23 protein-coding genes are annotated in these 26597 nt (G+C 67.1%); 5 read left to right on the top strand and 18 right to left on the bottom strand.

Going from position 1 to position 26597, the window contains the following annotated elements:
• Window positions 1-6 precede the first annotated feature (6 nt).
• Both ACT6S0_RS09275 and ACT6S0_RS09280 read right to left on the bottom strand, forming a co-directional pair.
• Window positions 7-597: an RluA family pseudouridine synthase gene (locus tag ACT6S0_RS09275; protein WP_444763615.1), complete on the bottom strand. Its 591-nt coding sequence runs from the start codon at window positions 595-597 to the stop codon at window positions 7-9.
• Window positions 597-1499: a DMT family transporter gene (locus ACT6S0_RS09280; RefSeq protein ID WP_444763616.1), complete on the bottom strand. Its 903-nt coding sequence runs from the start codon at window positions 1497-1499 to the stop codon at window positions 597-599. The genes ACT6S0_RS09275 and ACT6S0_RS09280 overlap by 1 nt, the downstream gene beginning before the upstream one ends.
• A 62-nt stretch (window positions 1500-1561) precedes the next feature.
• Here ACT6S0_RS09280 and ACT6S0_RS09285 point away from each other — a divergent pair, with 62 nt between their 5' ends.
• Window positions 1562-2548, top strand: coding sequence for a quinone oxidoreductase family protein (locus ACT6S0_RS09285; RefSeq protein ID WP_444763617.1), 987 nt, complete (start codon window positions 1562-1564; stop codon window positions 2546-2548).
• 6 nt (window positions 2549-2554) lie between these two features.
• Here ACT6S0_RS09285 and ACT6S0_RS09290 read toward each other — a convergent pair whose 3' ends face one another.
• Window positions 2555-4030 (bottom strand): ATP-binding protein, encoded by a 1476-nt coding sequence (locus ACT6S0_RS09290; protein WP_444763618.1) that lies wholly within the window; start codon window positions 4028-4030, stop codon window positions 2555-2557.
• 137 nt (window positions 4031-4167) lie between these two features.
• Window positions 4168-4659: a signal peptidase II gene (lspA, locus tag ACT6S0_RS09295; protein WP_444763619.1), complete on the bottom strand. Its 492-nt coding sequence runs from the start codon at window positions 4657-4659 to the stop codon at window positions 4168-4170.
• A gap of 134 nt (window positions 4660-4793) precedes the next feature.
• Here lspA and ACT6S0_RS09300 point away from each other — a divergent pair, with 134 nt between their 5' ends.
• Window positions 4794-5300, top strand: a complete 507-nt coding sequence (locus ACT6S0_RS09300; RefSeq protein ID WP_444763620.1) for a DUF1269 domain-containing protein — start codon at window positions 4794-4796, stop codon at window positions 5298-5300.
• 3 nt (window positions 5301-5303) lie between these two features.
• On the opposite strand, the gene ileS is transcribed toward ACT6S0_RS09300, so the two are convergent.
• From ileS to ACT6S0_RS09355, 11 genes are all read right to left on the bottom strand, one after another.
• Window positions 5304-8126, bottom strand: a complete 2823-nt coding sequence (gene ileS / locus ACT6S0_RS09305) for an isoleucine--tRNA ligase (protein ID WP_444763621.1) — start codon at window positions 8124-8126, stop codon at window positions 5304-5306.
• Between the two features lie 72 nt (window positions 8127-8198).
• Entirely contained in the window at window positions 8199-9227 is a 1029-nt protein-coding gene (locus ACT6S0_RS09310; protein ID WP_444763622.1) for a bifunctional riboflavin kinase/FAD synthetase, read from the bottom strand.
• Window positions 9228-9249: 22 nt separating this feature from the next.
• The gene (locus ACT6S0_RS09315) at window positions 9250-11223 is read right to left on the bottom strand and encodes a hybrid sensor histidine kinase/response regulator (RefSeq protein ID WP_444763623.1); all 1974 of its coding nucleotides are present in this window, start codon (window positions 11221-11223) and stop codon (window positions 9250-9252) included.
• 96 nt (window positions 11224-11319) lie between these two features.
• Window positions 11320-12054: a pseudouridine synthase gene (locus tag ACT6S0_RS09320; RefSeq protein ID WP_444763624.1), complete on the bottom strand. Its 735-nt coding sequence runs from the start codon at window positions 12052-12054 to the stop codon at window positions 11320-11322.
• Window positions 12051-12617 (bottom strand): DUF3617 domain-containing protein, encoded by a 567-nt coding sequence (locus tag ACT6S0_RS09325; RefSeq protein ID WP_444763625.1) that lies wholly within the window; start codon window positions 12615-12617, stop codon window positions 12051-12053. Before ACT6S0_RS09325 ends, ACT6S0_RS09320 begins: the two co-directional genes overlap by 4 nt.
• A gap of 46 nt (window positions 12618-12663) precedes the next feature.
• Window positions 12664-13791, bottom strand: a complete 1128-nt coding sequence (locus ACT6S0_RS09330) for an acyl-CoA dehydrogenase family protein (protein ID WP_444763626.1) — start codon at window positions 13789-13791, stop codon at window positions 12664-12666.
• A gap of 15 nt (window positions 13792-13806) precedes the next feature.
• Window positions 13807-15006 carry an acyl-CoA dehydrogenase family protein gene (locus ACT6S0_RS09335; protein ID WP_444763627.1) on the bottom strand — a complete coding sequence of 400 codons (1200 nt, stop codon included), beginning with the start codon at window positions 15004-15006 and terminating at the stop codon, window positions 13807-13809.
• A gap of 144 nt (window positions 15007-15150) precedes the next feature.
• Entirely contained in the window at window positions 15151-16035 is an 885-nt protein-coding gene (xdp1, locus tag ACT6S0_RS09340) for an exosortase-dependent surface protein XDP1 (RefSeq protein ID WP_444763628.1), read from the bottom strand.
• A 141-nt stretch (window positions 16036-16176) separates the two neighbouring features.
• A complete protein-coding gene (gene prsT, locus ACT6S0_RS09345; protein WP_444763629.1) occupies window positions 16177-18984 on the bottom strand; it encodes an XrtA/PEP-CTERM system TPR-repeat protein PrsT in 2808 nt (935 codons plus the stop codon).
• Between the two features lie 57 nt (window positions 18985-19041).
• Window positions 19042-19698, bottom strand: coding sequence for a retropepsin-like aspartic protease family protein (locus ACT6S0_RS09350; RefSeq protein ID WP_444763630.1), 657 nt, complete (start codon window positions 19696-19698; stop codon window positions 19042-19044).
• Window positions 19699-19700: 2 nt separating this feature from the next.
• The gene (locus tag ACT6S0_RS09355; RefSeq protein ID WP_444763631.1) at window positions 19701-20189 is read right to left on the bottom strand and encodes a YajQ family cyclic di-GMP-binding protein; all 489 of its coding nucleotides are present in this window, start codon (window positions 20187-20189) and stop codon (window positions 19701-19703) included.
• Window positions 20190-20260: 71 nt separating this feature from the next.
• On the opposite strand from ACT6S0_RS09355, the gene murB reads away from it, so the two are divergent.
• Window positions 20261-21340 (top strand): UDP-N-acetylmuramate dehydrogenase, encoded by a 1080-nt coding sequence (gene murB / locus ACT6S0_RS09360; RefSeq protein ID WP_444763632.1) that lies wholly within the window; start codon window positions 20261-20263, stop codon window positions 21338-21340.
• Between the two features lie 164 nt (window positions 21341-21504).
• Here the strand turns inward: murB and argG are convergent, their stop codons facing one another.
• From argG to ACT6S0_RS09375, 3 genes are read right to left on the bottom strand one after another with little or no spacing between them, the layout of a single operon-like run.
• Entirely contained in the window at window positions 21505-22818 is a 1314-nt protein-coding gene (gene argG, locus ACT6S0_RS09365; RefSeq protein ID WP_444763633.1) for an argininosuccinate synthase, read from the bottom strand.
• A 12-nt stretch (window positions 22819-22830) separates the two neighbouring features.
• Window positions 22831-23097, bottom strand: coding sequence for a GNAT family N-acetyltransferase (locus tag ACT6S0_RS09370; RefSeq protein WP_444763634.1), 267 nt, complete (start codon window positions 23095-23097; stop codon window positions 22831-22833).
• The gene (locus ACT6S0_RS09375) at window positions 23094-23654 is read right to left on the bottom strand and encodes a YaeQ family protein (RefSeq protein WP_444763635.1); all 561 of its coding nucleotides are present in this window, start codon (window positions 23652-23654) and stop codon (window positions 23094-23096) included. Before ACT6S0_RS09375 ends, ACT6S0_RS09370 begins: the two co-directional genes overlap by 4 nt.
• 114 nt (window positions 23655-23768) lie before the next feature.
• Here ACT6S0_RS09375 and ACT6S0_RS09380 point away from each other — a divergent pair, with 114 nt between their 5' ends.
• Window positions 23769-24431 (top strand): hypothetical protein, encoded by a 663-nt coding sequence (locus tag ACT6S0_RS09380; protein ID WP_444763636.1) that lies wholly within the window; start codon window positions 23769-23771, stop codon window positions 24429-24431.
• Between the two features lie 81 nt (window positions 24432-24512).
• Window positions 24513-26567 (top strand): M3 family metallopeptidase, encoded by a 2055-nt coding sequence (locus tag ACT6S0_RS09385; protein WP_444763637.1) that lies wholly within the window; start codon window positions 24513-24515, stop codon window positions 26565-26567.
• Window positions 26568-26597: the final 30 nt, after the last annotated feature.

Below are 26597 nucleotides of genomic sequence, written 5' to 3' on the forward strand. Positions count from 1 at the left end.
GTCTAGCTAGAACTCCGGTGGGCAGAGGAAGTGCATGTCGCCGATGTGCAGCTCGCTGGCGTGCAATAGCAGGCGTGGGCTGGCCGCAGCGATGTCGGCGCCAGCGTATAGCGTGTCGCCCAGGATGGCATGGCCGAGATGGGCGAGGTGGACGCGCAGCTGGTGGGTGCGGCCCGAAAGCGGCTCCAGCGCGACGCGCGTGTGAGCGCCTTCACGGGCCAGCACACGCCAGCGCGTCTGCGAGGCTTTGCCGTGTTCATGGTCGACCTGCTGGCGCGGGCGGTTCGGCCAGTCCGCCCCCAGCGGCATGTCGATGAGGCCTTCGCCTCCAAGTCGGCCGGCGACGACGGCTACATAGAGCTTGCCGACCCGGCGCTCCGCGAACTCGGCGCTGAACACGCGCTGGGCCTGCGCGCCGCGGGCGAACAGCAGCAGGCCGGAGGTGGCTTGGTCGAGGCGATGCACGACGAGCGCGTCCGGGTGGACGGCCTGCACGCGCGCGCTGGCGCAATCGGGTTCACTGCGGCCCGGCACGCTGAGGAGGCCGGCCGGCTTGTCGATGACGACCAGGCGGTCGTCGGCATGCAATATCCGCATCAGCGCGACGACACGACGATGCCCGCGACGATCAGCGCGAAGGCCAGGCCGTGGTACCAGGCCGGCGCAATGCCCAGCAAGGCGGCCGAGATGATGGCGGCGAACACGGGTGTCAGGTTGACGAAGAACCCCGCCAGCGCCGGGCCGGCTTGCGCCACGCCCATGCCCCAGCAGCGGTAGGCGATCAATGAGGGGCCGATGGCGACATAAACCAGGGCCGCGACCAGGATCGGGCTCCAGCGGATGTCGGCGGGTGCGATGACCTGCTCGGCCCCCGCGGCAACGCCCGAGAAGACGACGCCGAACATCAGCTGGGCCATCAGCGCCTCGGCCCAGTTCCAATCGGGCCTCTCGCCGGGCCGCAGGCCTTTGGCAGGCCGGGCGAGCATCCATGAGTAGACCGCCCAGGTGAAGATCGCCAGCAGCATCAGCAGGTCGCCGGGCACGAAGCGCACCGCCAGTAGCGCCGCCGGCTCGCCGCGGGCGATGACGACGGCCACGCCCAGCAGCGACAGCCCCGCGCCGACGAGCTGGCGGCGCGCTGGCTTGACGCCGTAGAAGAGGGCGCCGACGCCCAGCATCCACACCGGCATGCTGGCGGTGATGAGGGTCACGTTCAGCGGCGACGAGGTGTGCAGGGCCAGGTATTGCAGCGCGTTATAGCAACCCATGCCCAGGAAACCCAGCCAAGCCAGGCCGCGCCAGCGCACCAGGGCCTCACGCGGGTTGGCCAGCAGGCGAGTGGCCCAGGGCGCCAGCAGCACGAAGGCGAGCAGCCAGCGCAGCGCGTTGAGCATCATGGGCGGAATGTCGTCCCGCACCAGACGGCCGACGACGGCATTGCCGGCCCAGAGCAGAGGCGGCAGGGTCAGCAGCAGGGCAAGTCGTGGGGTCAGCTTCATCGCCGGCGACGAGGTGGGCAAAGGGCTGGCACGATAGCCGACCTCGGAACAGGAGACCCCGCATGAATGAAAAGGCCGTCGTGATCGAAGCCCCGGGTGAGCCAGAACGGCTCGAGCTGGTGGACGTGGAGGTCGGTGCGCCAGGCCCCGGCGAGATCCGCATTCGTCACCACGCCTGCGGCCTCAACTACATCGACGTCTATCACCGCAACGGCAGCTATGCCCTGCCGCTGCCCGCGCGCCTGGGCATGGAGGGGGCTGGCGTGGTCGAAGCGGTGGGCGAGGGCGTTACCCACCTGGAGGCGGGCGACCGCGCCGCCTATGCCAGCCAGCCGCCCGGCGCCTACGCGACAGCGCGCGTCATGCCGGCCAAGTGCGTGCTGAAGCTTCCCGAAGCCATCGACTTCGAGACGGGGGCGGCCATGATGCTCAAAGGCCTGACGGTCCAGTACCTGCTGCGCAAGACGCTGCCCCAGGGCGGGCTTCAGGCGGGGGACTTCGTGCTCTTCCATGCGGCGGCAGGTGGCGTGGGCCTGATCGCCTGCCAGTGGGCGCGGGCCTTGGGCCTGCAGCTGATCGGCACGGCGGGTAGCGACGAGAAGTGCCAGCTGGCGCTGGAGAACGGCGCGGCGCATGCGATCAATTACCGCAGCGAGGACTTCGCCGCCCGGGTGCGCGACATCACGGGTGGCCGCGGCGTCAAGGTGGTCTACGACTCGGTGGGTGCCGACACCTGGGAGGGCTCGCTGAACAGCCTGGCGCCTTTCGGCCTGCTCGCCAGCTTTGGTGCGGCCTCGGGGCCGGTGCCGCCGGTCAATATCGGCAGCCTGGCGGCCAAGGGCTCGGTCTATGTGACGCGGCCGACGCTCTTCACCCACATTGCCAGCCGCGAGGCTACGCAGGCGATGGGCGACGACCTTTTCGACATGGTGGCCAGCGGCCGGGTCAAGATCCGCATCGACAAGCGCTACGCGTTGGCTGATGTGGCCGAGGCCCATCGCGAACTCGAAGCGCGCCGCCTGACCGGCAGCGCCGTGCTGCTGCCCTGATTCGGCTCAGATGACTCGCCGAACGGCAATCTCGAAACTGAAGCAGGAACCCAGCCCCGGTGCGCTTTCCACGCCGATGGTGCCGCCCATCAGCGTGACCAGGCGCTGCACGATGGTCAGGCCCAGGCCGGTGCCACCGTAGCGCCGCGTGATGCTGCCGTCGGCCTGGATGAAGGGGTCGAAGATCTGGCCGATCTGGTCGCGTGTCATGCCGATGCCGGTGTCGGTCACCGCCACACGCAGGCGCAGGCGCTCGGGCGGATCGCCTTCGAGCACGTCAGCCAGCGCAATCTCGATGCGCACCTCGCCATGCTCAGTGAACTTGAGCGCGTTGCCGATCAGGTTGATCAGCACCTGGCGCAGCCGCAGGGCGTCGCCGATCAGCCAGGACGGCACGCCCGGCTGTACGCGCGCGTGCAGCTCGATGCCCTTGTCGTGGGCCTGCAGCAGCAGCGGTTGAAGTGACTCGCCAAGGCAATCGTGCAGGCTGAAGGGCGTTTCCTCGATGACGATGCGGCCGGCCTCGATCTTGGCCACGTCCAGCAGGTCGTTGATGATGGTCATCAGCCCCTTGGCCGACTGGTGGGCCATGCTGATGAATCGGCGCTGGCGGTCGTTGAGCTCGGTCTGCAGCACCAGTTCGGTCAGCCCCAGCACGCCGTTCATGGGCGTGCGGATCTCATGGCTCATGTTGGCCAAGAATGAGCTTTTGGCCTGGCTGGCCGTCTCGGCGGCCTCGCGCGCGGCGACCAGCGCGGCTTGGCCGGCCTTCAGCTCGGCGATGTCGCGCGCGTTGAAGAGCATGACGGTGTCGCCGGTGACGGGGTCGCGCATCGGCCGCGCGTCGAGCGCGTGCCAGCAGCGGCCGGCCAGGGTCTGCAGCTCGACGTCCTGGCGGCAGGTCTCGCCACGCAGCACGCGGCCTAGGATGCCATCGGCATCTGCCGCATGGGCGAAAAGGCGGGTGAACTCGGTCTGGTCCCGCGGTGGCGGCGTGTCGCCGAAGGTCAGCGCTGCGGCGGGGTTGCGCATCAGCAGCTCGCCACGGCTCGGGCCCATCAAGCCGAACACGGCGATGCGCGCCGAGGTGTGCTGCAGGGCCTCGACGCCACGCAGCATCGACAGATCGGCGCCGCCGCCCAGCGAGTCGGCCGCGAACAGCATGACCTGGCGGCGGTCCGGCGTGCGCATGCCGCGCGAGACCAGCATCACGGTCGTCGGCTCGCCCTTGGGATAGAGCGTCCACTGCTCGCGGACGATCTTGCCCTGGGCGTGGTCGGCCGCCGTGACGGCCAGGCGTTCGCGCACCGCGTTGCCATGCTCGGAAAAGTCGCGCGACAGGAACTCCTCGGCGCTGTCGGCATGCCAAAAGCGCAGGGCCGCGGCATTGGCCCAGAGGTTGCGCTGGTGTTCGGGGTCGAAGACCCACAAGGGCACATCGAGCCAGTCGTAGTGGCTCAGGCTGGCGAAATCGAGGAGCATCGGCGGCGGCTGAAAGAGCGCCGCATTGTCTGCGAGCGCCTCGGTGGCCGCGCCGCCGCGGCAGTGCGAAAAGACCGATACCGGCGACTGAGAGCGCCCGGTCGGCGTCCAGCGCACGCTGGCGTCTTCCCTGTCCGTCAACTGCGCCGCACGCGGCGCAGTTCGTCGACGATCAGCAGCGCGGCGCCCACGCTGATGGCGGCGTCGGCAATGTTGAAGGCCGGGAAGTACCAGCCGCCGGCATGGACCTGGATGAAGTCGACGACATAGCCATGCACCGCGCGGTCAATGACGTTGCCGAGGGCGCCGCCGAGGATGAGCGTCAGCGCCCAGGCGAAGAGCTTCTGCTGGCCGTGGCGGCGCAGCATCCAGATGATGAAGCCGGCCGCGACGATGCCCAGCACCAGGAAGAACCAGCGTTGCCAGCCGGATGCGCCGTGCAGGAAGCTGAAGGCCGCGCCGTAGTTGTGCGCCCGCACGAGGTTGAAGAAGCCGGTGACCGGGCGTGTGTCGCCGAGCTGGAAGGCACCGATGACCAGGATCTTGGTGAACTGATCGGCCAGGATGATGAGGGCGGCGATCAGCAGCCATTGGGTCAGGCCGGTAGCGGCGGTGGAGCGGGAAGCCATGGACAGCAGTCGAATGCGAGGGGCGCCAATGTAACCCGGCGCCCGCTGCGACTGGCCAGCAGGCTGCGCGGGCTTGTGGTGGCCGGCAAAGCGGCGTAGAAGCGAAATTCTCCCGTCATCGCTGGAGGACAGACATGCGCAAACGCATCTATTGGCTGCTGCCCAACCTGGGCAGCGCCCGGCGCACGATGGACGAGCTGCTGCTCGCCCGCATCACCGAGCACCACATCCACTTCGTCGCGACCGAGGGCGCGTCCATGGAGGGCCTGCATGCGGCCAATGTGGTGCAGACCTCGGACCTCGTCGAGGCGGCGCAATCGGGCGCGCTGATCGGCTCGGGGCTTGGCGCGGCAGGCGGCGTGGCGGCGGCGTTGGCCATCAGCGCGGCGTCGCCGGCCGCCGTGGTCATCGGTCTGGCGGCGGCCGGCGCCGTGCTGGGGACGTGGTCGTCCAGCATGATTGGCAGCTCGACACCCAGTCGGCGCCTGAGGCGCTTCGAGCAGGCGGTGGCCGACGGCCAGTACCTGCTCATCGTCGACGTGCCGCGCACGCGGGTCAACGAGATCGAGCAGTTGCTGGCCCGCACCCACCCCGAAGCGCACTTCGAGGGGGTGGAGCCGAACGTGCCGGCCTTCCCGTAAGAGTCAGGCGACGGTGCGCGTCTCGCCCGCGCCGTGCAGGTTGCTGTCGCAGCGCCCGCACAGCGTCGGGTGGTCGGCAATGCTGCCGACGTCGGCGCGGTAGTGCCAGCAGCGCTCGCACTTGGCATGCGTGCTGGGCGTGACGACCACGCCCAACTCGCCCGCCGACGCCAGGCGCACCGCCGACGTAATGAAGACGAAGCGCAGGTCGTCGCCAAGGCTGGCCAGCAGCATCTGGTCCTGCTCGTTCACTTTCAGCACCAGCTCGGCCTGCAGCGAGGCACCGACAGCGCCCGTTGTGCGTACCGCCTCGACGGCCTTGTTGACCTCGTCGCGGATCTCGTGGACACGGTTCCACTTGGCGAGCAGCGAGGCCTCTGTCTTGCCGAACTCCCAATAGGTCTCGGTAAAGATGCTCTCGCCCTTGCCGAACAGAGCCCAAGCCTCCTCGGCCGTGAAGCTGAGGAAGGGCGCCATCCAGCGCAGCATGGCATGCGTGATCTGCCATAGCGCCGTCTGTGCCGAGCGGCGCGCCAGGGACTTGGGTGCCGTGGTGTAGAGGCGGTCCTTGAGCACGTCAAGGTAGAAGGCGCCCAGGTCTTCGGAGCAGTAGACCTGCAGCTTGGCGACCACCGGGTGGAACTCGTAGCGCTCGAAGTGGGCCAGGATGTCGGCCTGCAGCTCGGCCGCGCGGGCGAGCGCGTAGCGGTCGATTTCCAGCAGTTGCTCGGTCGGCACGGCGTCGGTCGCCGGATCGAAGTCGCTGACATTGGCGAGCAGGAAGCGCAGCGTGTTGCGCACGCGGCGGTAGCTGTCGACGACGCGGGCCAGGATCTTGTCGTCCAGGCCGAGGTCACCGGAATAGTCCGTCGCGGCCGTCCACAGGCGCAGGATCTCGGCGCCGTACTTGTCCGACACCGCCTGCGGTGCCACGACGTTGCCCACCGACTTGCTCATCTTGCGACCCTGACCGTCGACGACGAATCCGTGGGTCAGCAGGCCCCTGTACGGCGCGCGGCCATAAAGAGCGCAGGCGATCAGCAGCGAGGAGTGGAACCAGCCGCGGTGCTGGTCGTGGCCTTCGAGGTAGAGATCGGCCTCGGGGCCGCTGTCGTGGCCGGCACCTTGGTGGCTGCCCTTGAGGACATGCTCGAAGGTGGAGCCAGAGTCGAACCAGACATCGAGGATGTCGTTGCCCTTGGTGTATTGGGCGGCCTCGTCACCCAGCCACTCGGCGGCGTCGAGCTTTGACCAGGCTTCGACGCCGCTGGCCTCCACCAGTTGCGCGGCGCGCTCGATGAAGTCCAGCGTGTTGGGATGCGCCTCGCCAGTGTCCTTGTGCAGGAAGATGGGCAGCGGCACGCCCCAGCTGCGCTGGCGCGAGATGCACCAGTCGGGTCGGCCGGCGATCATGTCGTGCAGGCGAGCGCGGCCGTTCTCGGGGTAGAAGCTGGTCGCCTCAATGGCCGCCAGCGCGGTCTTGCGCAGGCTGTCGGGCGCTTTCTCGGTCGTGAACAGGCCGTCGCCTTCGTCCATGCGCACGAACCACTGCGCCGCCGCACGGTAGATGACCGGCGACTTGTGGCGCCAGCAGTGCGGGTAGCTGTGGGTCAACTTGCTTTGCGCCATCAGGCGGCCGGCGTCCTGCAGCGCCTGGGCGATGACGGAGTTGGCTTTCCAGATGTGCTGGCCGCCGAACCGCGGCAGGTCGGCCGCGTAGGCGCCGTTGCCCTGCACCGGGTTGAGGATGTCGTCGAAGGCCAGGCCGTGGGCGACGCAGCTCTGGAAATCGTCCAGGCCATAGGCGGGCGCGGAGTGGACGACGCCGGTGCCGTCCTCGGCGGTGGCGTAGTCGGCCAGGTAGACCGGGCTTTCGCGGTCATAACCGGGGTCGACATGGGCCAGCGGGTGCTTGAACTTCAGCAGCTCCAGCGCACGGCCCGGTACGGTCGCGACGGCGCTGCCTTCGAGCTGCCAGCGCGCCAGGCACTTCTCGACCAGCGCCTCGGCGACGACGAAATAGCCCTTGGGCGTGTCGACCAGCGCGTAGGGCAGCTCCGGGTTGAGGTTCAGCGCCTGGTTGGCGGGGATGGTCCAGGGCGTCGTCGTCCAGATGACGGTGAAAGCCTCTTTGGTCAAAGGCGCAACGCCGAATGCTGCGGCGAGCTTGTCCGGCTCGGCACTCAGGAAGGCGACGTCGACGGCCGGGCTCTGCTTGTCTGCATATTCGATCTCGAACTCGGCCAGCGACGAGCCGCAGTCGAAGCACCAATAGACGGGCTTGAGGCCGCGGTAGACGAAGCCGCGCTCGAACATCCGCTTGAGCACGCGGATCTCGCCGGCTTCGTTGGCAAAGTCCATCGTCTTGTAAGGGCGGTCCCATTCGCCCAGCACGCCCAGGCGCTTGAAGTCCTGGCGCTGGCCGTCGATCTGCTCGGTGGCGTAGGCGCGGCTTTTGGCCTGCACCTCGTCGCGCGGCAGGCCGCGACCGAAGGTCTTCTCGATCTGGTTCTCGATGGGCAGGCCGTGGCAGTCCCAGCCGGGGATGTAGGCCGCGTCGAAGCCCGCCAGCTGGCGCGCCTTGACGATCATGTCCTTGAGGATCTTGTTGGCCGCGTGGCCGATGTGGATCTGGCCGTTGGCATAGGGCGGGCCGTCGTGCAGCACGAACTTCGGCTTGCCGCAGCGTGCGTCGCGCAGGCGCTTGTACAAACCCTCCTCCTGCCAGACCTTGACCCAGCCCGGCTCGCGCTTGGGCAGGTCGCCGCGCATCGGGAAGGGCGTGTCGGGCAGGTTGAGCGTGGAGCGGTAGTCCGGGGTGGTCATGGCATGCGGCCAGGCAGCGAGCCTGGCGGTCGAAAAGCGGAAGAGGGCGGACGGGAGCGGCGGGGAGCCGCTTCAAATTCGGTCGCGCGTGGTCTGGCGGCTGACCTGGGCGTGCGAAGCGGCGTGGCTGGCCAGCAAGGCGCGCGCCGCTGCGGTGTCGGCCGCGATGGCAGCCGTGAGCGCTTCCAGCCCGTCGTACTTGGCTTCGTCGCGAAGTTTGTGCAGCAGTTCCACGCGGGCGAGTTTACCGTAGCCCCCCTCCGGGGCCAGGGGCCATTCGAGGCAGTGGACCTCGAGCAGCACGCGTCCCGCGTCTTCGACGGTGGGGCGCCGGCCGAGGCTGGCGACGCCCGGCAGTGGTGCGGGCGTGAGGCCGTGCACCAGCACCGCGAAGATGCCCCTGGCGGCCGGCTTTTCGTGGTCGAAGCGCAGGTTCAATGTCCGGAAGCCGTCGGCCGCGCCGGGCGAGCTTTCGCCCAGCTGTCGGCCGAGCTTGCGGCCGTGCGTGACATGACCCGAAACGGCGTAGGGCCGGCCGAGCAGCGCCGCCGCGGCGGCCATGTCGCCGGCTGCCAGCGCCTCTCGCACGGCCGAGCTGCTGACGCGCAGGCCATGCACCTCGTAACTCATCATGCGGGCGACGTCGAAGCCACGCGTCTGGCCGGCGGCGTCCAGCGTCGCGTAGTCGCCCTGGCGCTTGGCACCAAAGCGGAAGTCGTCGCCGACCAGCACATACCGAGCGCCCAGGCCTTCCACCAGCACCTGACGGATGAAGTCCTGCGCCGGCAGGGAGGCCAGGGCCTCGTCGAAGCGCTGGATGACGACCTGGTCGACGCCACAGCGCTCCAGCTCGACGAGCTTGTCGCGCAGGTTGGCGATGCGAGCCGGGGCGAGTTCCGGCTTACCGGCCTTGGCGGCGAAGAAGTCGCGCGGATGAGGCTCGAAGGTCATCACACAGGTCGGCAGGCCGCGGTGGCGGGCCTCGGACTGCAGCAGGGCCAGCATGGCCTGGTGACCACGGTGCACGCCGTCGAAATTGCCGATGGTCAGCGCGCAGGCCGGCGCGATGCCGCGGTGTTGGAAGCCTCTGAAAACTCGCATGCCGAATTATCGCGGCGCCCTTTCAGCTCGGCTGCAAGGTCTCGCGCACCCGGGCGACAAGGTCTTCCAGCATCCTCTCCTTGTGCAGCACGGCGCGCGCGCCGTGTGCCGCAGCCTGCCGCGCCAACGTTTCGCTGACATAGCCTGAGCTGATCAGCACCGGCAGCGCCGGATGGCGGCGGCGCACCGTGCGGGTCAAGGCCAGGCCATCGCCATCGGGCATGTTGAAGTCGGTCACCAACAGCGCGGCCTCATCCGCCACCTCCGCCAGCAGGGCCAGCGCTTCCTGCGCGCTGCCGCACAGGCCGACGCGGTAGCCGGCGCGTTCCAGCAAGGCCCGCACGGTCAGGCGCATCACATCGTCATCGTCGACATAGATGATCAGAGCCTGCTCCGGCGCTGAGAGGTCGGCAGGCAGGCCGGCCCAATCGGAGCTCCCGGCCTCGTGCGGCTCGGCTTCCAGGCAAGGCAGGTCGATGCGGAAGCTGGTACCGCGCCCCGGCTGGCTGTCCACATGGATGGCGCCGCGGTGGGCGAGCACGATGCCATGCACCACCGACAGCCCGAGGCCGCTGCCCTGGCCGGGCGCCTTGGTTGTGAAGAAGGGCTCGAAGACGCGCGCACGCGTCGCGGCGTCCATGCCGCTGCCGTTGTCGCGCACGGTCAGTCGCGCGTAGTCGCCGTCCGGCAGGCCTTGCCCGGGCGCGATCAGGTGCAGGCGCTGCAGTTCCACCTCCACACGGCCGCCAGCGGGTGGCAGTGCCTGCAACGCATTGGTACAAAGGTTCATCAGCAGTTGCTGCATCTGCGCGGCATCGGCCTTGACCCACAGCGCCGGTTCGCGGTGGCTGAGCAGTTGCTGGACACCGGGCTGGCGGTTTGCCTGCAGCAGGTCCAGCGCGTGCCGTGCCTCGGCCACCAGGTCGACCGCCTGCAGCTCCAGCACCTGCTGGCGGCTGAACGACAGGATCTGCTGCACCATGCCGCGCGCCCGCCGCCCGCAGCGGGCGATCAGCTCCAGCTGGACCAGTGCGGGGTGGGCCGGCGGCAGCATCTCGCGCGCCAGGTTGACGTTGGCCAGCACGGCGCCGAGCACATGGTTGAAGTCGTGGGCTATGCCGCCGGCCATGGTGCCCAGCGCTTCCATCTTCTGCGCCTCGCGCAGCCGCGCTTCCAGTTCCTGGCGCTGGGCCTCGGCCGCCACGCGATCACTGAGGTCCACGTCGACGCAGTACAGCAGCGCCTCGCCCGACAGGCTGCGCTGCATGGTGTGGCTGGAGAAAACCGGGACCGGTGAGCCGTCTTTGTGCCGCAGTACCAGTTCCTCCGCCGGCACCGACACCACGCCGGAGGCCAGCCACTGCTTGGTGCCCTCGATGACCAGCTCCCGCATCTGCGGCGGGATGATGAGGTCCTCCAGTTGCCGGCCGAGCGCCTCTTCGCGGCTGTATCCGTAAAGCCGCTCGCTGGCGCCATTCCAGAAGATGACGCGGCGCTGGCTGTCATAACCCTGTACGGAGACTTGCTGCAAGCCCTCGACCAGGGCCTGGAAACGGGTCTCTGTCTCGGCCACGGCCTGCTCTGCGCGTTTGGACGCGGTGACGTCGTGGCACACACCGTTGACCCTTACCGCCTCGCCCTTGGCATCGCGCACCGCCTCGGCGCGAATGCGCAGCCACCGCGGCGTGCCGTCTGGCCGCTTCATCCGGAAGTTGCGATCGACGGGCCCGCGCGATGACAGACAGGCCGCCAGCGCCTGGCGCAGGCTTTGCTGGTCACCGGGCTCGGCGCTGCTCAACGCGGCTTCCCAGCTGATCACGCCGCCGACCTGCTGGCCGAACGCGGAGGCCGCCTGATCCGACAGCGTGAGGCGCAAGTCGCGCAGGTCAAGCGTCCATGTGCCCAGCGCAAGCATGTCCGTGCCCAGCCGCAGCAGGTGCGATGGGTCTTCCGCTTTGAGCGGGCTGCCCTCAGCGGGCGCGGTGTGGACGTCCATTTGGATCTCCCCTGACCCAAAGACTAGCCCATGCCGGCCGCCGCTGCAGCCGCCGGGGGCGGATTCCCCCTATGAATCGCTGAATCCTGCCGCGCTTCAGCCCGACGCGATTTCGCCCGGTTCCACCCAGCGCCATTGCCCCGGCGCCAGGTCGGTTGGCAGGCTCAGCGCACCAAACCGGGACCGGTGCAGGGCCTCGACACGGTTGCCCACCGCCGCGACCATGCGCTTGACTTGGTGGTATTTGCCTTCAATCAGCGTGAGGCGCAGCAAGGTCTCGTTGGCGATCTCGGCGCCTTCCGCGCGGGTGGTTTCCGGCGGTCGCTGGAACTTGCCCGGCGGCTTGCCTTCGGGTTCGCGCAGCTCGACGCCGGCCAGCAACTGCTCGACCATGGTGGCCGTCAATGGATGCTTGCAGTGCGCCTCGTAGACCTTGGGCACATGGTGCTTGGGCGAGGTCAGCTTGTGAATCAGCGCGCCGTCGTCGGTCAGCAGCAGCAGGCCGGTGGTGTCTTCGTCCAGGCGGCCGATGGGCTGCACGCCCCGCTCGCGCAGCGGCGCGGGCAGCAGGCTCATGACGCTGGGATGGTGCTTGGGCTTTTGCGAGCACTCGTAGCCGGCGGGCTTGTTCAGCAGGATCAGCGCCTTGTCGACACAGGGCCACTCGTGGCCGTGGATGATGAAGCGCAGGCCCTCGGTCTCGAACTCGGTGTCCGGCTCTTCGACCACTTCGCCGTCGACGCTGACTTCGCCATTCCACACCAGGCCCGCACACAGGCGACGGGTGCCGAAGCCCTGGCTGAAAAGGATCTGGGAAAGTTTCTGTTTCAAGGTTTTGCCTGGGACTTCAACGGCTTGACGTCGCCACAGTCGGCGCCGAGCCAGCGGCCTTCACCGTTGACCTTGGTCGTCTCGGTCTTGCCCTGGCGCTGCTGCCGAATCGTCACGTCGTTCGTGAAACCCTCGTTACCGCGCAACGTGACGATGGCCTCGCCCTCGGAGGCGGGGTTGGTGCAGACGAACTGGGTCTGGATGACGTTGCCGCTGCGTTTGCTGTCCTGGCTGCAGTTGCCCTGTTGCATGAGCGGCGCCAGATTGCGTGCGGCCTGTTCCTGGGTGATGCAGGCCTTGACCGTGATGACGCCACCGCTCATGTTCACGCTGACGCCCCGCTGGGCCATCATCTGCTCGACCATCTTGCGCTGGTCGGGCGACATGCCTTCCATGGCCTTTTGAGCCTGTGCCATTTGGGCCGCCATCTCGGTCTGATGGGCAGCGCCGAGCTGCGGCGTCTGTTTGAACTCCCACAACCCGGGCTTCAGGCCCTGGGCGTGGGCCATCGTCGGACTGGCGGCAGCCAGGCCGGCCATCAGCAAGAGAGCAGTTGACTTCATCGGGTGACCTCCGCGAGGGGTGTGAGGGCAGCGCCGCTGGCGCTGCCTAAGCAAACACCCCCGCAGTGTCCTGCATCCCGCTGCTCACCTCGCCGAGGTGATGCAGGGTGTCGCCCCACTGCATCTCCATGACGGTCAGGCGCTTGAAGTAGTGGCTGCCCGCATATTCATCGGTGACGCCGATGCCGCCGTGCAGCTGCGTGCATTGCTGGCCGACAAAGCGCATGGCGTGGCCGAGCTGGACTTTGGACTGGGAGAGGGCTCGACGGCGCACGGCCGGCACATCGCCCAGGCGCAGGGTTGCGTAATAGCTCATCGAGCGGGCCAGCTCGAGCTGCATCTTCACATCTGCCGCGCGATGACGCAGGGCCTGGAAGCTGCTGATGGCGACGCCGAACTGCTTGCGCGTGTTCATGTATTCGACGGTCAGCGCCAGGTATTTCTCCATGACGCCGACAGCCTCGGCCGCTTGCGCGGCGATGCCGATATCCGCTGCCAGCTCCAGCAGTGCCAGGCCCTGCTCCGGACCGGCGATCAGCTTGCCGGGCGTGTCGTTGAAGTGGACCTCGGCGGCGCGCGAACCGTCATAGATCGAATAGGACCGTGTCTGCACGCCGGCGGAGGAGCGCTCGACGAGGTAGAGGGCGACACCCTGCGGCGCGTCGTCCGCGCCGGCGACACGGGCCGGCACGATGAACGCGTCCGCCATGTCGCCTGCGGGCACCAGGCTCTTCACGCCGGTCAGCCTGCCGTCGACGGCCCGGGTCGCGACCTGGTTGAGGCGGTAGCGCGACCGGGCTTCCTGGTGGGCCAGCACGACCAAGGCTTCGCCACCGGCAATCCGCGGCAGCCAGGCTGCCTGCAGTTCGTCCGGCGCATGGCCGAGCACGGCCGGCGCGATCAGCGCGCCTTGGGCGACCGGCTCCATGACGAGGCCGCGACCAAGTTCTTCCATGACCACCATCGCCTCGACGGCGCCAAACCCCAATCCGCCATGAGCCTCGGGCACGGCCAGCGCGGTCAGGCCCAGGCCGGCCAAACCCGCCCAGACGCTTGGGTCGAAACCGCCGGCGCGCTCGATGCGTGTGCGGCGCTCGAAGCTGTAGTCCTTGTCGACGAAACGGCGCACGGCATCGCGCAAGGCTTCCTGGTCTTCGCTGAAATCGAAATCCATGTTTTGTCTCCTCAATCAGCCGAGCACGGTCTGCGCAACGATGTTGCGCTGGACTTCGTTGGACCCGCCGTAGATCGTCGTCTTGCGGACGTTCAGGTAGTTGCCGGTCAGCGGGATGGCATGGTCCGCACCGCCGATCCAGGCGCCGCCCAGCCACTGGTCGCCCTGCCAGCCCGCCTCCATGGCGTCGAGGATGTGGGGCAGGGCCAGCGGACCGCCGGCCAGCATCATCAACTCGGTGTAGCGCTGCTGAAGTTCGCTGCCGCGAATCTTGAGCAGGCCGGCGACGTCGAGCGGCTGCTTGCCGGTGCGCTCGCCCGACAGGACGCGCAACACCATCATCTCCAGCGCCACGACATCCACCTCGCAGAGCGCGATCTGGTCGCGAAAGCGCGCGTCGTCCATCAGGCCCTCGGCCCTGGCGATGCGCTTGAGCCGCTCCAGCTCGCGCTTGGCCCGGTTCACGTCGGCGATGTTGGTGCGCTCGTGGGAGAGCAGGTGCTTGGCATAGGTCCAGCCCTTGTTCTCCTCGCCGATCAGGTTCTCGGCCGGCACCTCGACGTTGTCGAACCAGACTTCGTTCACCTCGTGCTCGCCGTCGAGCATGATGATGGGCTTGACACTGACGCCGGGCGTCTTCATGTCGATCAGCAGGAAGCTGATGCCGGTCTGCGGCTTACCCTCGGTCGACGTGCGCACCAGGCAGAAGATCCAGTCGCCGTACTGGCCCAGCGTGGTCCATGTCTTCTGACCATTGACGATGTACTTGTCGCCTTGCCGTTCGGCGCGGCACTTCAGCGAGGCCAGGTCCGACCCGGAGCCGGGTTCGCTATAGCCCTGGCTCCACCAGACTTCGCCGCTCATGATGCCGGGCAGGAAGCGTTGCTGCTGCTCGGGCGTACCGAAGGCCATGATGACGGGCGCCACCATGACGGGCCCGAACGGCACGATGCGCGGCGCGCAGGCGAGGGCGCATTCCTCTTCAAACAGGTGGCGCTGCACGGCGTTCCAGCCTGGTCCGCCGAACTGCTTGGGCCAGGCCCAGCCATGCCAGCCCTTGGCACCGAGGATCCTGGCCCAGCGCTGCAGGTCGTCCTTGTTCAGGCGCAGCGCATGGCGCACCTTGTGCGCGATGTCGGCCGGTAGATTGGCGCGCACCCAGTCGCGTACCTCGGTACGGAACGCCAGCTCCGCCTCGGTGAAGTTGAGGTCCATGTCTCGCCTGTTGTGATGGGAATGGCGGGCTTTTTAGCACGGTCGTTCGCAGCCTGGCTGTCCGGCCTGGGACAGAACCCCGCGTCCATCCGCAAAAGAAAAAAGGCACTCCGAAGAGTGCCTTTCCTAATCAGGTGACTCGGATCAGGCTGCGAGCTTTGCCTTGCGGCGACGCAGGCCGGCCACGCCCAGCAGCGCGACGCCGGTCAGGGCCAGCGTCGCCGGCTCGGGCAGGCGCGTGCCACCGCAATCGGCGCCAGCCACGTTGGCGCAGGTCTTGCCGGTCACGCCGAACAGCTTGAAGTAGTCATTGCCGTTATCCAGCGTCGCGGCATCCCGCGTCTGCGAAGCCGTGCTGGTGAACGCCGAGTTGTAGGCGCTGATCAGCCACCAGCTTGAACCCTTGTTGCCACTGCCGGCCACGCCCGACCCATTGGCCTGATTGGTGTTGACGACGTTGTAGATCGGCGTGATGTCTTGCTTCATGTCGCCGTACTCGCCCACCAGCTCCCAGCCGGTCATGTTCTTGGCGGATTGGCCGATCAGCGCGGATGGCGAACCGGTCGGCGTGCCGTTGCCAGTCCAGCGGAATAGCGCGAGATCGACCGAACTGCTGCTGTTGGTCCAGCCCAGGCCGATGCTGCTCAGGATGACGCTTGAGCTGAACTTCAGCAGCACGCCTTCAGTATTGATGTTGTTATCGACGGCATGGTCTGGGCTGCCGCAGTTGTTGCCGTCGTTCGTCGAGCAGACACCCTGGCCCGAGCTGCCCTGGTTGCTCAGCGAGGCTGCCGCCCAGTTGGCAGTGCCGAACGTCGAGTTGGCCGCGTAGACAGCGGCCATCTGAACAGTCGCGGTGCTCGATGCGGCATCCTTGCTGGTGAACGTTGTTGCGCCACTGCCGATGGAAGTCACCGTGGTGTTCTCAAAGGTCCAGTTTGCGGAAGCGGCCCCCGACAGGCTCAACCCAGCAATCACAGAGGCCCATTTCATCAAGCGGGTGTTCTTTGTCATTTTTAATGCCGACATGGGTTAATTCGTTGCGGGGTATTTAGCAAGTTCGGTGCCAGGGCTGTATTTGCTTGCACATCAATCACTTGGCGATTGACCCCCGACGACTTGCTTTAAATTGTAAGAAGGCTCGACATAATTTGGGTGAGCCCTGCCCCCTCACTTAAGTGTCGACTGCAACCTTTTCGCGTCTTCAATGCTTTGTAGGCCTTCGCTCGCTTGCAGTGCAGCCGTCAATTCGGCGCGCGCCTCGGAATGCCGATTGCTTCGCGCCAGTGCGGCGGCGAGGTGATAGCGGATTTCCCCGTTGTTTGGCGCGCGCAGCCGCGCTTCACGAAGCAGCTGCAGGGCCCGGTCGGTGCTACCGCCGGCCACCAGATGCGCCCAACCCGCAGTGTCCAGGACTGTCGCACTGCGACTGTTGAGTGCCAGCGCGCGCTCGGCCATCTGGACGGCGCCCGGATCCTTCAGCGCGATCAGCACGTTGCTTAGATTGTTGAGAACGTCCACGCGGTTGGGCTGCACCTTGAGGATCGCCTCGTAGTGCGTGCGTGCGCTGCCAAAGTCCTTGGCGCGGACATTCAGCTCAGCCAGACCGTTGTGCACGATCAGGTCACCGGGATTGCGCTTGAGCCATGCCGCGCCGGCATCGAGTGCCGCCTTGTTGTTGCCCTGGCTGCTCATTGCGCGCAGCAATTTCATCAGGCTGGGCCCAGTCTTGTCGATATCGTGAGCCTGCTTCAGCGCATCGACTGCAGCGGACCCTTGCCCGCGCGAGGTGGCGATATCGGCGAGCAGGTTGTAGCCAATCGCATTCTTGGGCGCCGCCTGGATGACTTGGCGCGCACGCTTGTCAGCCTTGGCGGGATCCCCTTGCGCCAGTTCCACACTCGTGAGCAGGGCCTGGGCTGGCAGAGATTCCGGGTTGCCGCTGAGGGCTTTCTCAAGGCTATAGGCGGCGCCGCTGAGATCGCCGACCAGGATTTGCTGACGGGCGACCTCCACCAGCTTTGGAGCCTCGAAGGCCGCGCGGCGGGCCGCGCTGGTCAGCGTGGATTTGGCACCGGCCGGGTCGCCGTTGGCTGCCTGCGCCGCCGCATAGGCTTGCAGTGCCTCGACATCCTCGGGCAACTTGGCAAGCAAAGTCTTGGCCGCCTCGACGCCACGTGCGGCTTGGCCTTTGCGCAGATGCCAGGCCACGAGCGCGAAGTTGGCGCGTGTTTGCCGTGGGCCGCTGGCGGCAACCGACTCTTCCAGCCACTTGAGCGCCTCATCGTCCTTGCCCCAAAGCTCCTGCAGCAGCGCCAGCTCGAAAAGCAAGTCGACGTTGCGTGGTTCGGTTTTGAGCAGGTCCTTGAGCCGGCGGTCGGCCTCGGCGAAATTGCCGGTCAGGGTATCGAGGCGAGCCAGCCCAAGCCGCGCCTCGGTCAGCTTGGGGTCGATCCGCAGCGATTTCTCGTAACTGGCGCGGGCACCGGGGTAGTCCTTGGCCTGGGTCTTGGCATAGGCCTGGACCATCAGCACGGTGGCGTTGCCCGGGTTGGTCCGCGCAAGGCTGTCCGCGGCCATCACCGCCTTGGCGGTCTCTTTGTCGCGCAGATACACCGTCACCAGCGCCAGGCCCGCGACGGTCTGCTTGGGATCGGCTTTGTAAGCCCTGGCCAGTTCGTCGGCCCCCAGCGGCGTATTGCCGCTCTGCAACAGCGACAGGCCAAGTGCGGTGCGGTATTGCGGCGAATCTTGCGCCTTGAGCGCTTCCTGCATCAGCGAAGCTGCACGCGAATGCTTGCCCTGGCCCATATAGGTTGACGCCAGCATCAGCAGCGCCTGTCCATCACCCGGCCGCGCCTTCACATAGGCTTCGAGCAGGTCCGCAGCGCGGCTGGGGTTGGGCTCGGCCAACGCAATTTGCGCGAGCAGCTTGTTGAGCGGGTTGCTGGCCTGCTGGCGCACCGCGAGTTCCAGATAGGGCTTGGCCTTCTCCAACTCGGACAGGCTGTAGTGGGCCAGGCCATTGAGCATCAGGAACTGGGGGCGGTAGCGGATGTTGGCAATCGGGACCGGGTCCAGCAGTTCCGTGATTTTCTTCAGCGCTGCCTTGGCCGCGGCCGCATTGCCGGCGCGCTCGGCCAGCACGGCGCGCAGATAGGTGCCGCGTGGGTCGCTCGGCCTGAGTTTTTGCAGTTCGTCGATCTCGGCGAAGGCCTCTGCATCGCGATTCATGTCGACCATCAGGCCGGCCCGCGCCAGCCGGGTCTCCGCGTGTGTCGGCTGGATCTTCACGCCCCGGTCGTACATGGCCATCGCCTGAGCGATATCGCTGGTCGCGTGGAAGATCGCCCCCTTTTGATAGACGGCTTCCGCGTTAAGGGGATCCAGCTTGAGGGCCTGATCGGCGGCGGCATGAGCTTCATCGAACTGGCGCGCGCGGATGCGCAGCGGGACCTCGGCTAGCCAGCTGTTCAGATCGTTGACGTTGAGCGCGCGCGCTTCCAGCACGGTGGCCAGCGAGGCCCGGTTGTCGCCCATGTCGGACTGGGCGAGGGCGCGCTCGAGCATCAAAGCCTGTCTGACGCCTGCCGGCAGGCCGGCCGGCTGCAGGCGAGGATCTTCCATCATCTGCGGCTGCTTGCCCTGGGCATTCATCGCTACGGCCAGCGGCACCACGACCTCCGCCCGGTCCACACCCAGGCGGATTGCCTCGCCGAGCTGGAACTCGGCTGCGGCCGGTTCGGTGTTGGCCAGCAGGGCCTTGCCGAGCAGCACATGCACGGACAGCTGGGACTTGTCGGCCTGCAGCGCATTCTTGAGCTGCACGATGGCGCCGGGAATGTCACGCTTCTCGTAGCGTTGCAGCGCGTCTTCGTAGAAACGCGACGCCTTGGCGGCGTCCTGGGCCAATGCGGGTGCGCCGGCGATCAGCAAGGCGGCCAGCAGGCCGGACAGCGAGGCAGGGTGACGGGTCATCAGGGCGGGCCGGCGGAGGAAGGGGCGCCGGATTCTTGCAGAAGCCCCCTGGTGCAATCAGTAGCGAAGCTGCAAGGTCATGACGTCGTCCACACGTCGCATCTGAAATCGATTCAGGAAGCTGTTGCCCAGCAGCACATGATGCATGACGCCGGGAATGACGATGGCTTCGACATCACGCACCTCGACGTCGCCGATGCGCACCACGGCCAGCTGCAACTGGTAGGCCGGCACGATGCCATTGGCCGTGTGCGTGACGATGCGCTTGCCGTAAAGGTAACGCAGGCCGAGCTTCTCGGCTTCGACCTGGCTGATGGCGATGCTGGTCGAGCCGGTATCGACGAGGAAGCTGGTGACCTGCCCGTTGATCGTGCCTATCGTCGTGTAGTGCCCTCCCGGACCCATGGGCAGCACGATCTGGCGCGGCGGCGCCGGCGTTTGTGCGAGGACTCGGCCAGGCGCCGCACCCAGCGTCAGTTGGTGGCGCCGGCCCCCGAACTCGACGGTGGCGCGGCCATCCTGCAGTGAGACGAGCCGGACGCCGTTGATCATGGCGCCCACTTCAACGATGCGATGCTCACCGTCGATGATCAGCAAGGCCGAGCGCGCGCCCAGCATGCCATTGAGCTGCACCTGAGCCGGTGGCAGCGGGAGCGGTTGAGCCATCGCAAGGCCCAGGCCCAGCAGCAACGGCAGGGGCGCAAGGCCACGCATGCTCAGTCGCGGAAGTTGTTGTAGGTCAGCGGCGTGTCGCTGAAGTTCTTCTTGAGGTGGGCGATGGCCGTCTGAAGGTCGTCGCGGTTCTTGCCGGTCACGCGCACGGCGTCGCCCTGGATGCTGGCCTGGACCTTGAGCTTGCTGTCCTTGAGCGAGGCGACGATCTTCTTGGCGAGGGCGGCTTCGATGCCCTCCTTGATCTTGTAGACCTGGCGCACCTTGTCGCCACCGAGCTTCTCGATCTTCTCGACCTTGTCGAGAAAGCTGATGACGACGTCCTGCTTGGTCAGCTTGCCGTAGAGCACGGCCTCGATCTGCTCGAGCTGGAATTCGCTGTCACCGGTGGTATGGATTTCCTTGTCCTTCAATTCGACCTTGGCACCGGTACCCTTGAAGTCGAAGCGGGTGCCGATCTCCTTGATGCTGTTGTCCACGCCGTTGCGGATCTTGACGTGGTCGGGTTCGAGAACGGTGTCGAAGGAGGGCATTTGAACGATCGGTAGATGAATCAGCGAAAATTTTGCCGCATGCGCATTGCGCAAGCGTCCAAAAGTGTCCCATGCCCGCCGCCTCTGTCAGCCCTTTGCCCCCCTCGAATGAAGCCCTCGGCCTCCAGATCGAGACCGACGTCAACCTCAAGCCCTACAACACCTTCGCCCTGCCAGCCATGGCGCGGCGGCTCGTGCGCATCCGCGAGGCGGCCGATGTGCGCCGCGTCGTCGACCACCCGCAGCTGGGCCGCGCGCCCAAGTTTGTGCTGGGGGGCGGCAGCAACCTTGTGCTGACCAAGGACGTGGAGGCGGTTGTGCTGAAGGTAGAGATTCCTGGCATCCGCCTGCTGGAGGAACGGGCGGACGCTTGGATCGTCGAGGCCGGCGCGGGCGTCGGCTGGCATGAACTGGTGACCTGGACGTTGGACCACGGCTTCCCCGGCCTTGAAAACATGGCGCTGATTCCCGGCAGCTGTGGCGCGGCGCCGGTGCAGAACATCGGCGCCTATGGCATCGAGGTCAAGGACAGGCTGGAGGCCGTCGAGGTCATGGACCTGGTGACGGGTCGGCCGGCACTGCTGCCCGCCGAGGTCTGCCGCTTCGGCTACCGCGACAGTGTCTTCAAGCACAGCGACTTTGGCGGCCTGGCGGGCAAGAGCGTCATCACCAAAGTGAGGTTCCGCCTGCCGCGGCCCTGGCAGCCGGTGCTGGGTTATCTGGAGCTCGAGCGCAAGATGGCCGAGACCGGCATCGCAGCGCCCGATGCGCGCCAGATCTACGACTGGGTGGTGGCGGTGCGCCGCGCCAAGCTGCCTGACCCCGCCGTCATCGGCAACGCCGGCAGCTTCTTCAAGAACCCCGTCGTCACGGCCGAGCAGTGCCGCGACATCATTGGCCGCGACCCGGGCATCGTCCACTATCCGATGCCTGATGGCAGCGTGAAGCTGGCCGCCGGCTGGATGATCGACGCCTGCGGCTGGAAGGGGAAGACCGTGGGCGGCGCTGCGGTCTACGAGAAGCAGGCGCTAGTGCTGGTCAACAAGGCGGACGCGCGCGGCGCTGAGGTGGTGACGCTGGCGCGGGCCATCCAGGAAAGCGTCTACGGGCGCTTCGGCATCCGGCTGGAGCCGGAGCCCGTCGTGGTTTGAGGCCGCGGCTTCAAAGCCAGCTCAGCAGCTTTTGCAGCCACCGGGGCAATGGGCGGCCGGGGACGTAGTTCTGACGGTACTGGCTGTACATGGCGGGCTCCTCAAAAGCGAATACTGTTTATTTATACAGTATTTGCCCAGGCCGCGCCAGCTGGCGCGCCTAATTACTCCAGCTTGGGCAGGCCGCCACCCGCCAGCAGGCCGACGCCCGAGTAAATGCCCAGCTTGCTGCGCGTGTCGCTGATGTCGAGGTTGCGCATCGTCAGCTGGCCGATGCGGTCGGCCGGGCTGAAGGCGCCCTCGACCTTCTCCATGCTCAGGCGCTCGGGCGCGTAGGTCAGGTTGGGGCTCTTGGTGTCCAGCAGCGAGTAGTCGTTGCCGCGGCGCAGCTCGATGGCCACCTCGCCCGTCACGGCACGGGCAATCCAGCGCTGGGCGGCCTCGCGCAGCATGATGGCCTGCGGGTCGAACCAGCGTCCCTGGTAGAGCAGGCGGCCGAGCTTGCGGCCGTTGTCGCGGTACTGCTCGATGGTGTCCTCGTTGTGGATGCCGGTGACCAGGCGCTCGTAGGCGATGTGCAGCAGCGCCAGGCCCGGGGCCTCGTAAATGCCGCGGCTCTTGGCCTCGATGATGCGATTCTCGATCTGGTCGCTCATGCCCAGGCCGTGGCGCCCGCCGATGACATTGGCCTCGGCCAGCAGGGCCACCGGGTCGCGGTACTCGACGCCGTTCAGCGCGACCGGCATGCCTTCCTCGAAGCGCACGGTGACTTCTTCCGCCTTGACGACCACGTCGTCGCGCCAGAAGGCCACGCCCATGATCGGGTTGACGATTCTGATGCCGCTGTTCAGATGCTCCAGGTCCTTGGCCTCGTGCGTGGCGCCCAGCATGTTGGAGTCGGTCGAGTAAGCCTTCTCCGCGCTCATCTTGTAGGCGAAGCCCTTCTCGGTCATGAAGGCCGACATCTCGGCGCGACCACCCAGCTCGTCGATGAAGGTCTGGTCCAGCCACGGCTTGTAGATGCGCAGCGCCGGGTTGGTCAGCAGGCCGTAGCGGTAGAAGCGCTCGATGTCGTTGCCCTTGTAGGTGCTGCCGTCGCCCCAGATATGCACGTCGTCGGCCTGCATCGCGGCCACCAGCATCGTGCCGGTCACGGCGCGGCCGATGGGCGTCGTGTTGAAGTAGGTCACGCCTGCCGTGCTGATGTGGAAGGCGCCGGCCTGCAGCGCGGCGATGCCTTCGGCCACCAGTTGCGCGCGGCAGTCCACCAGCACGGCTTTCTCGGCGCCATAGAGCATGGCCTTGCGCGGGATTTCGTCGTAGTCGGGCTCGTCGGGTTGGCCCAGGTTGGCTGTGTAGGCATAGGGCAGGGCGCCCTTGAGCTTCATCCAGTGCAGGGCGGCCGAGGTGTCGAGGCCGCCGGAGAAGGCGATGCCGACCTTCTGGCCGAGAGGAACGGATTTGAGAATCGTTGACATGCGTGGGTCTCTTCAGGCGACGAGGTGTTGCCACTCGGGGTGGCGCTGGATGTAGACATGGACATAGCTGCAGGCGGGCACGACCTTGAGGCCGTCGTCGCGCGCCCACCGCAGGCCGGCTTCGACGAGCTGGGCCGCCAGACCCTGCCCCCGGCAGGCCGAAGGCACACCGGTGTGCGTGAAGACGACACGGCCCGGTTGCAGCTCGTAGTCAAGCACGCTGGTGGGCGTGCTCGCAAGCGTGAAGCGCTGTCGGTCGGGTTCGTGCTGCGGGGTCATTCGCTCGCCACCTTCAACGCGACAGGATGGATCTCGACCGATGCGCTGTCGGTCGACACATAGATGCTGCTGTCCTGGATGCTGATCTGCAGCTGCATGCTGCGCTCGGCCAGTGCGATCAAGGCTTGCGACTGATCCGCCGGAATCTGCCAGACCGCCAGGCGGGGCGCACGGGTCAGCTTGTTCTCCAGGCCGGCCCACCACACCGGCGTGCTGGACGCGAAGCTGTAGACGCTGACGCGGCGGGCGCGGCCATGGGCCTTCATCAGGCGGCGCTCGTCAGGCTGGCCGAGGTCGATCCAGTGCTGCACTTCGCCGGTCAGGTCGAGCTGCCAGAGGTCGGGCTCGTCCACGTCGGACAGCCCCTTGGTGAACTCCAGCCGGCCGTTGTGGTCGTCGGCCGGCACGTTCAGTGCGTAGGCCAGTACGCGGATCATCATGCGCTCGTCGGTCTCGCTGGGGTGGCGGGCAATCGTGAGGGCATGGTCGCCGTAGACATGGCGGTCCATGTCGGCGATCTGGAGCTGGGCTTTGTGGATGGTGGCTTTGAGCGCCATGCGATGTGAGGGCCAGGTGGTAACCAAGAGCAGCCCGCAATTATCGGGGCGAAGCCTCATGGCATCATCCCGCCTCCCGTTCTGAACCTTCGCAACCCTGCTTGCGCGCTCGCCATGAAACGCATCCTCCTTCCGCTGGCCCTGGTTTTCGCCTTCTCCGCCCAGGCGCAGGTCGTCAACAACCCCAAGGCCAAGGTCGACCCGAAGAACAACAAGGTCAGCAACCCGGTTGTCGAGAAACCGCGCCCCAAGCTGATGACCCGAGACGAGCTGCGAGCCTGCATGGACCAGCAGGAGGCCAACGGCAAGGAAGCCGAAGCCATCAAGGTCGACCAGGCTTCGTACAAGGCCAATGCCGAGAAGCTCAAGGCCGAGAAGGCCATCATCGAAACCGGCGAGGCGGCGCTGGCCAAGCAGATCAACGAGGTGAAGGCCGAGAAGGAAGCCATCCTGAAGACCCACGAAACGCTGACGGCCGAGGCGCCCAAGCTCGAGAAGGCCGACCTGAAGGCGCGCAACGAAGCCTATGTGGCACGCACCACGGCCTTCGGCACGATGGTCGAAACCGTCAAGGCGGCCGACGCCGAACAGGGCGTCAAGCGCAAGGCCTTCTCCGACAAGGTCGACGCGTTGGACGCGCAGTTCAAGGCCCTCGAGGAGCGCACCGAGAAGCACTTCGACGCCAACGACAAGTGGAAGGCCGAGTGCCAGAACAAGGCCTACGACGAAAACGACGAGAAGGCCATCCGCAAGGAAAAGGCCGCCGCCGCCAAGTGATCCGCAACGTCCACTGACGACCCAAGCCGGGCCGCCTCCCCACCAGGGAGCGGCCCTTCTTCATTCACGGGAGATCCCCGCATGAACAGCAACCCCCTGATGCAGCCCTGGGCCGGTGCACACGGCCTGCCGCCGTTTGCCGACCTCGCGCCCGCGCACTTCCAGCCGGCCTTCGACGCAGCACTGGCCGAACACCGTGCCGAGATTGACGCCGTCGCCGCCCAGCCCGATGCGCCGAGCTTTGCCAATACCCTGGCCGCATTCGATGCCAGTGGCCGCGGGCTCACGCGGCTGGAGCATCTGTTCTACACATTGGCCGCATCGGCCACTTCGCCCGAGCTGCAGGCCGTGCAACGCGCGCTGGCTGCGCCGCTGGCCGAGCACAACAGCGCCGTCTACATGCATCAGGGCCTGTTTGCACGCATCGAGGTCCTGTTCGAGCAGCGCGAGCAACTTGCCCTGTCCTCCGAACAGCGGCGCCTGCTGGAGCGGGTGCACCTGGACTTCCTGCGCGCCGGCGCCCGGCTCGCACCCGAAGCGCGCTCGCGCTATGCCGCTGTCATGACCCGCCTGGCCGAGCTGAACACCCGCTTCGCCCAGAACGTGCTGGCGGCCGAGAACGGCTACCAACTGCGCCTGACGACCGAGGCTGAGCTGGCCGGCCTGCCGGACTTCGTCCGGGCCGCTGCGCGCCAGGCCGCCATCGACCGCGGGCTGGGCGATGACGTCCATGTCATCACGCTGTCGCGCTCGCTGATCGTTCCCTTCCTGTCCTTCAGCGCCCGGCGCGACCTGCGCGAGCAGGCCTGGCGCGCCTGGGTGGGCCGCGGCGACGGTCATGCGGAAGACGGCGGCGCCACCGACAACCGCGAGATCTGCCGCGAGATTCTGCAACTGCGGGCCGAACAGGCCCGGCTGCATGGGCACGCCTGCTATGCCGACTACGCGCTGGAAGACACCATGGCGCGCAGCCAGGCCGCCGTCATGGGGTTGCTGGAGCGCGTCTGGCATCCCGCCCTGGCCGCGCAGGCGCGCGAGCGCGAAGCCGTGCAAGGCGCGATGGCCGCCGCCGCTGCGACGCATGGCCTCCAGCCCTGGGACTGGCGCTTCTATGCCGAGCAGGCCAAGCGCGCCCGCTTCGAGCTGGACGAGGCCGAGGTCAAGCCGTACTTCGCGCTGGATCGCATGGTGGCCGCGATGTTCGACTGCGCGAGCCGCCTGTTCGGCCTGCAGTTCAAGCCCCGGCCCGACATCACCGCCTATCACGCCGACGTGCGCGCCTACGAGGTCTTCAATGCCGACGGCTCGCTGCGCGGCCTCTTCCTGCAGGACAACTTCGCCCGCCCGACCAAGCGCAGCGGTGCCTGGATGAATGCCCTGCGCAACCAGAGCCGCGCGCTCGGCAGCACGCCGGTCATCCTGAACAACAACAACTTCGCGCGAGGCGCGGCGGGCGAGCCGACCTTGCTCAGCTTCGACGATGTGCGCACGCTTTTCCACGAGTTCGGCCATGGCCTGCACGGCCTGTTGAGCAGCGTCGAGTACGAGCGCCTGGCCGGCACCCAGGTGCTGCGCGACTTCGTCGAACTGCCCTCCCAGCTCTACGAGCACTGGATGGCTGAGCCGCAGGTGCTGAAGCAGTTTGCCCGTCACTGGCAGACCGACGAACCGCTGCCCGACGCGCTGCTCGCCAAGCTGCAGGCCGCGCGCCAGTTCGGCCAGGGTTACGAAACGCTGCGCTACACCGCCAGCGCCATCGTCGACATGGCGGCCCATGCACTGCCGACCGCGCCCGCGGATGTTGTCGCCTTCGAGCGCGACACGCTGGCGCAATGGCAGCTGCCGCACGAGGTCGGCCTCAACCACCGCCTGACCCACTTCCAGCACCTGTTCAGCAGCGCCGGCTATGCGGCGGGCTACTACGTCTACCTGTGGGCCGAGGTGCTGGACTGCGATGCTTTCGATGCCTTTGTCGAGGCCGGCGATGTCTTCAATGCGCAAGTGGCCGCGCGACTGCGCGAATGCATCCTGTCTGCAGGCAACAGCGTCGAGCCCGGCGAAGCCTTCCGGCGTTTCCGGGGTCGCGACCCGGTCGTCGAGCCGATGTTGAAGGACCGGGGCCTGTTGCCGGCTTGAGGTGGAACCTGACCCGCCCGGCCGCCATGC

The organism is Roseateles sp. (genome assembly GCF_052436255.1).
Lineage (GTDB): Bacteria > Pseudomonadota > Gammaproteobacteria > Burkholderiales > Burkholderiaceae_C > Pelomonas.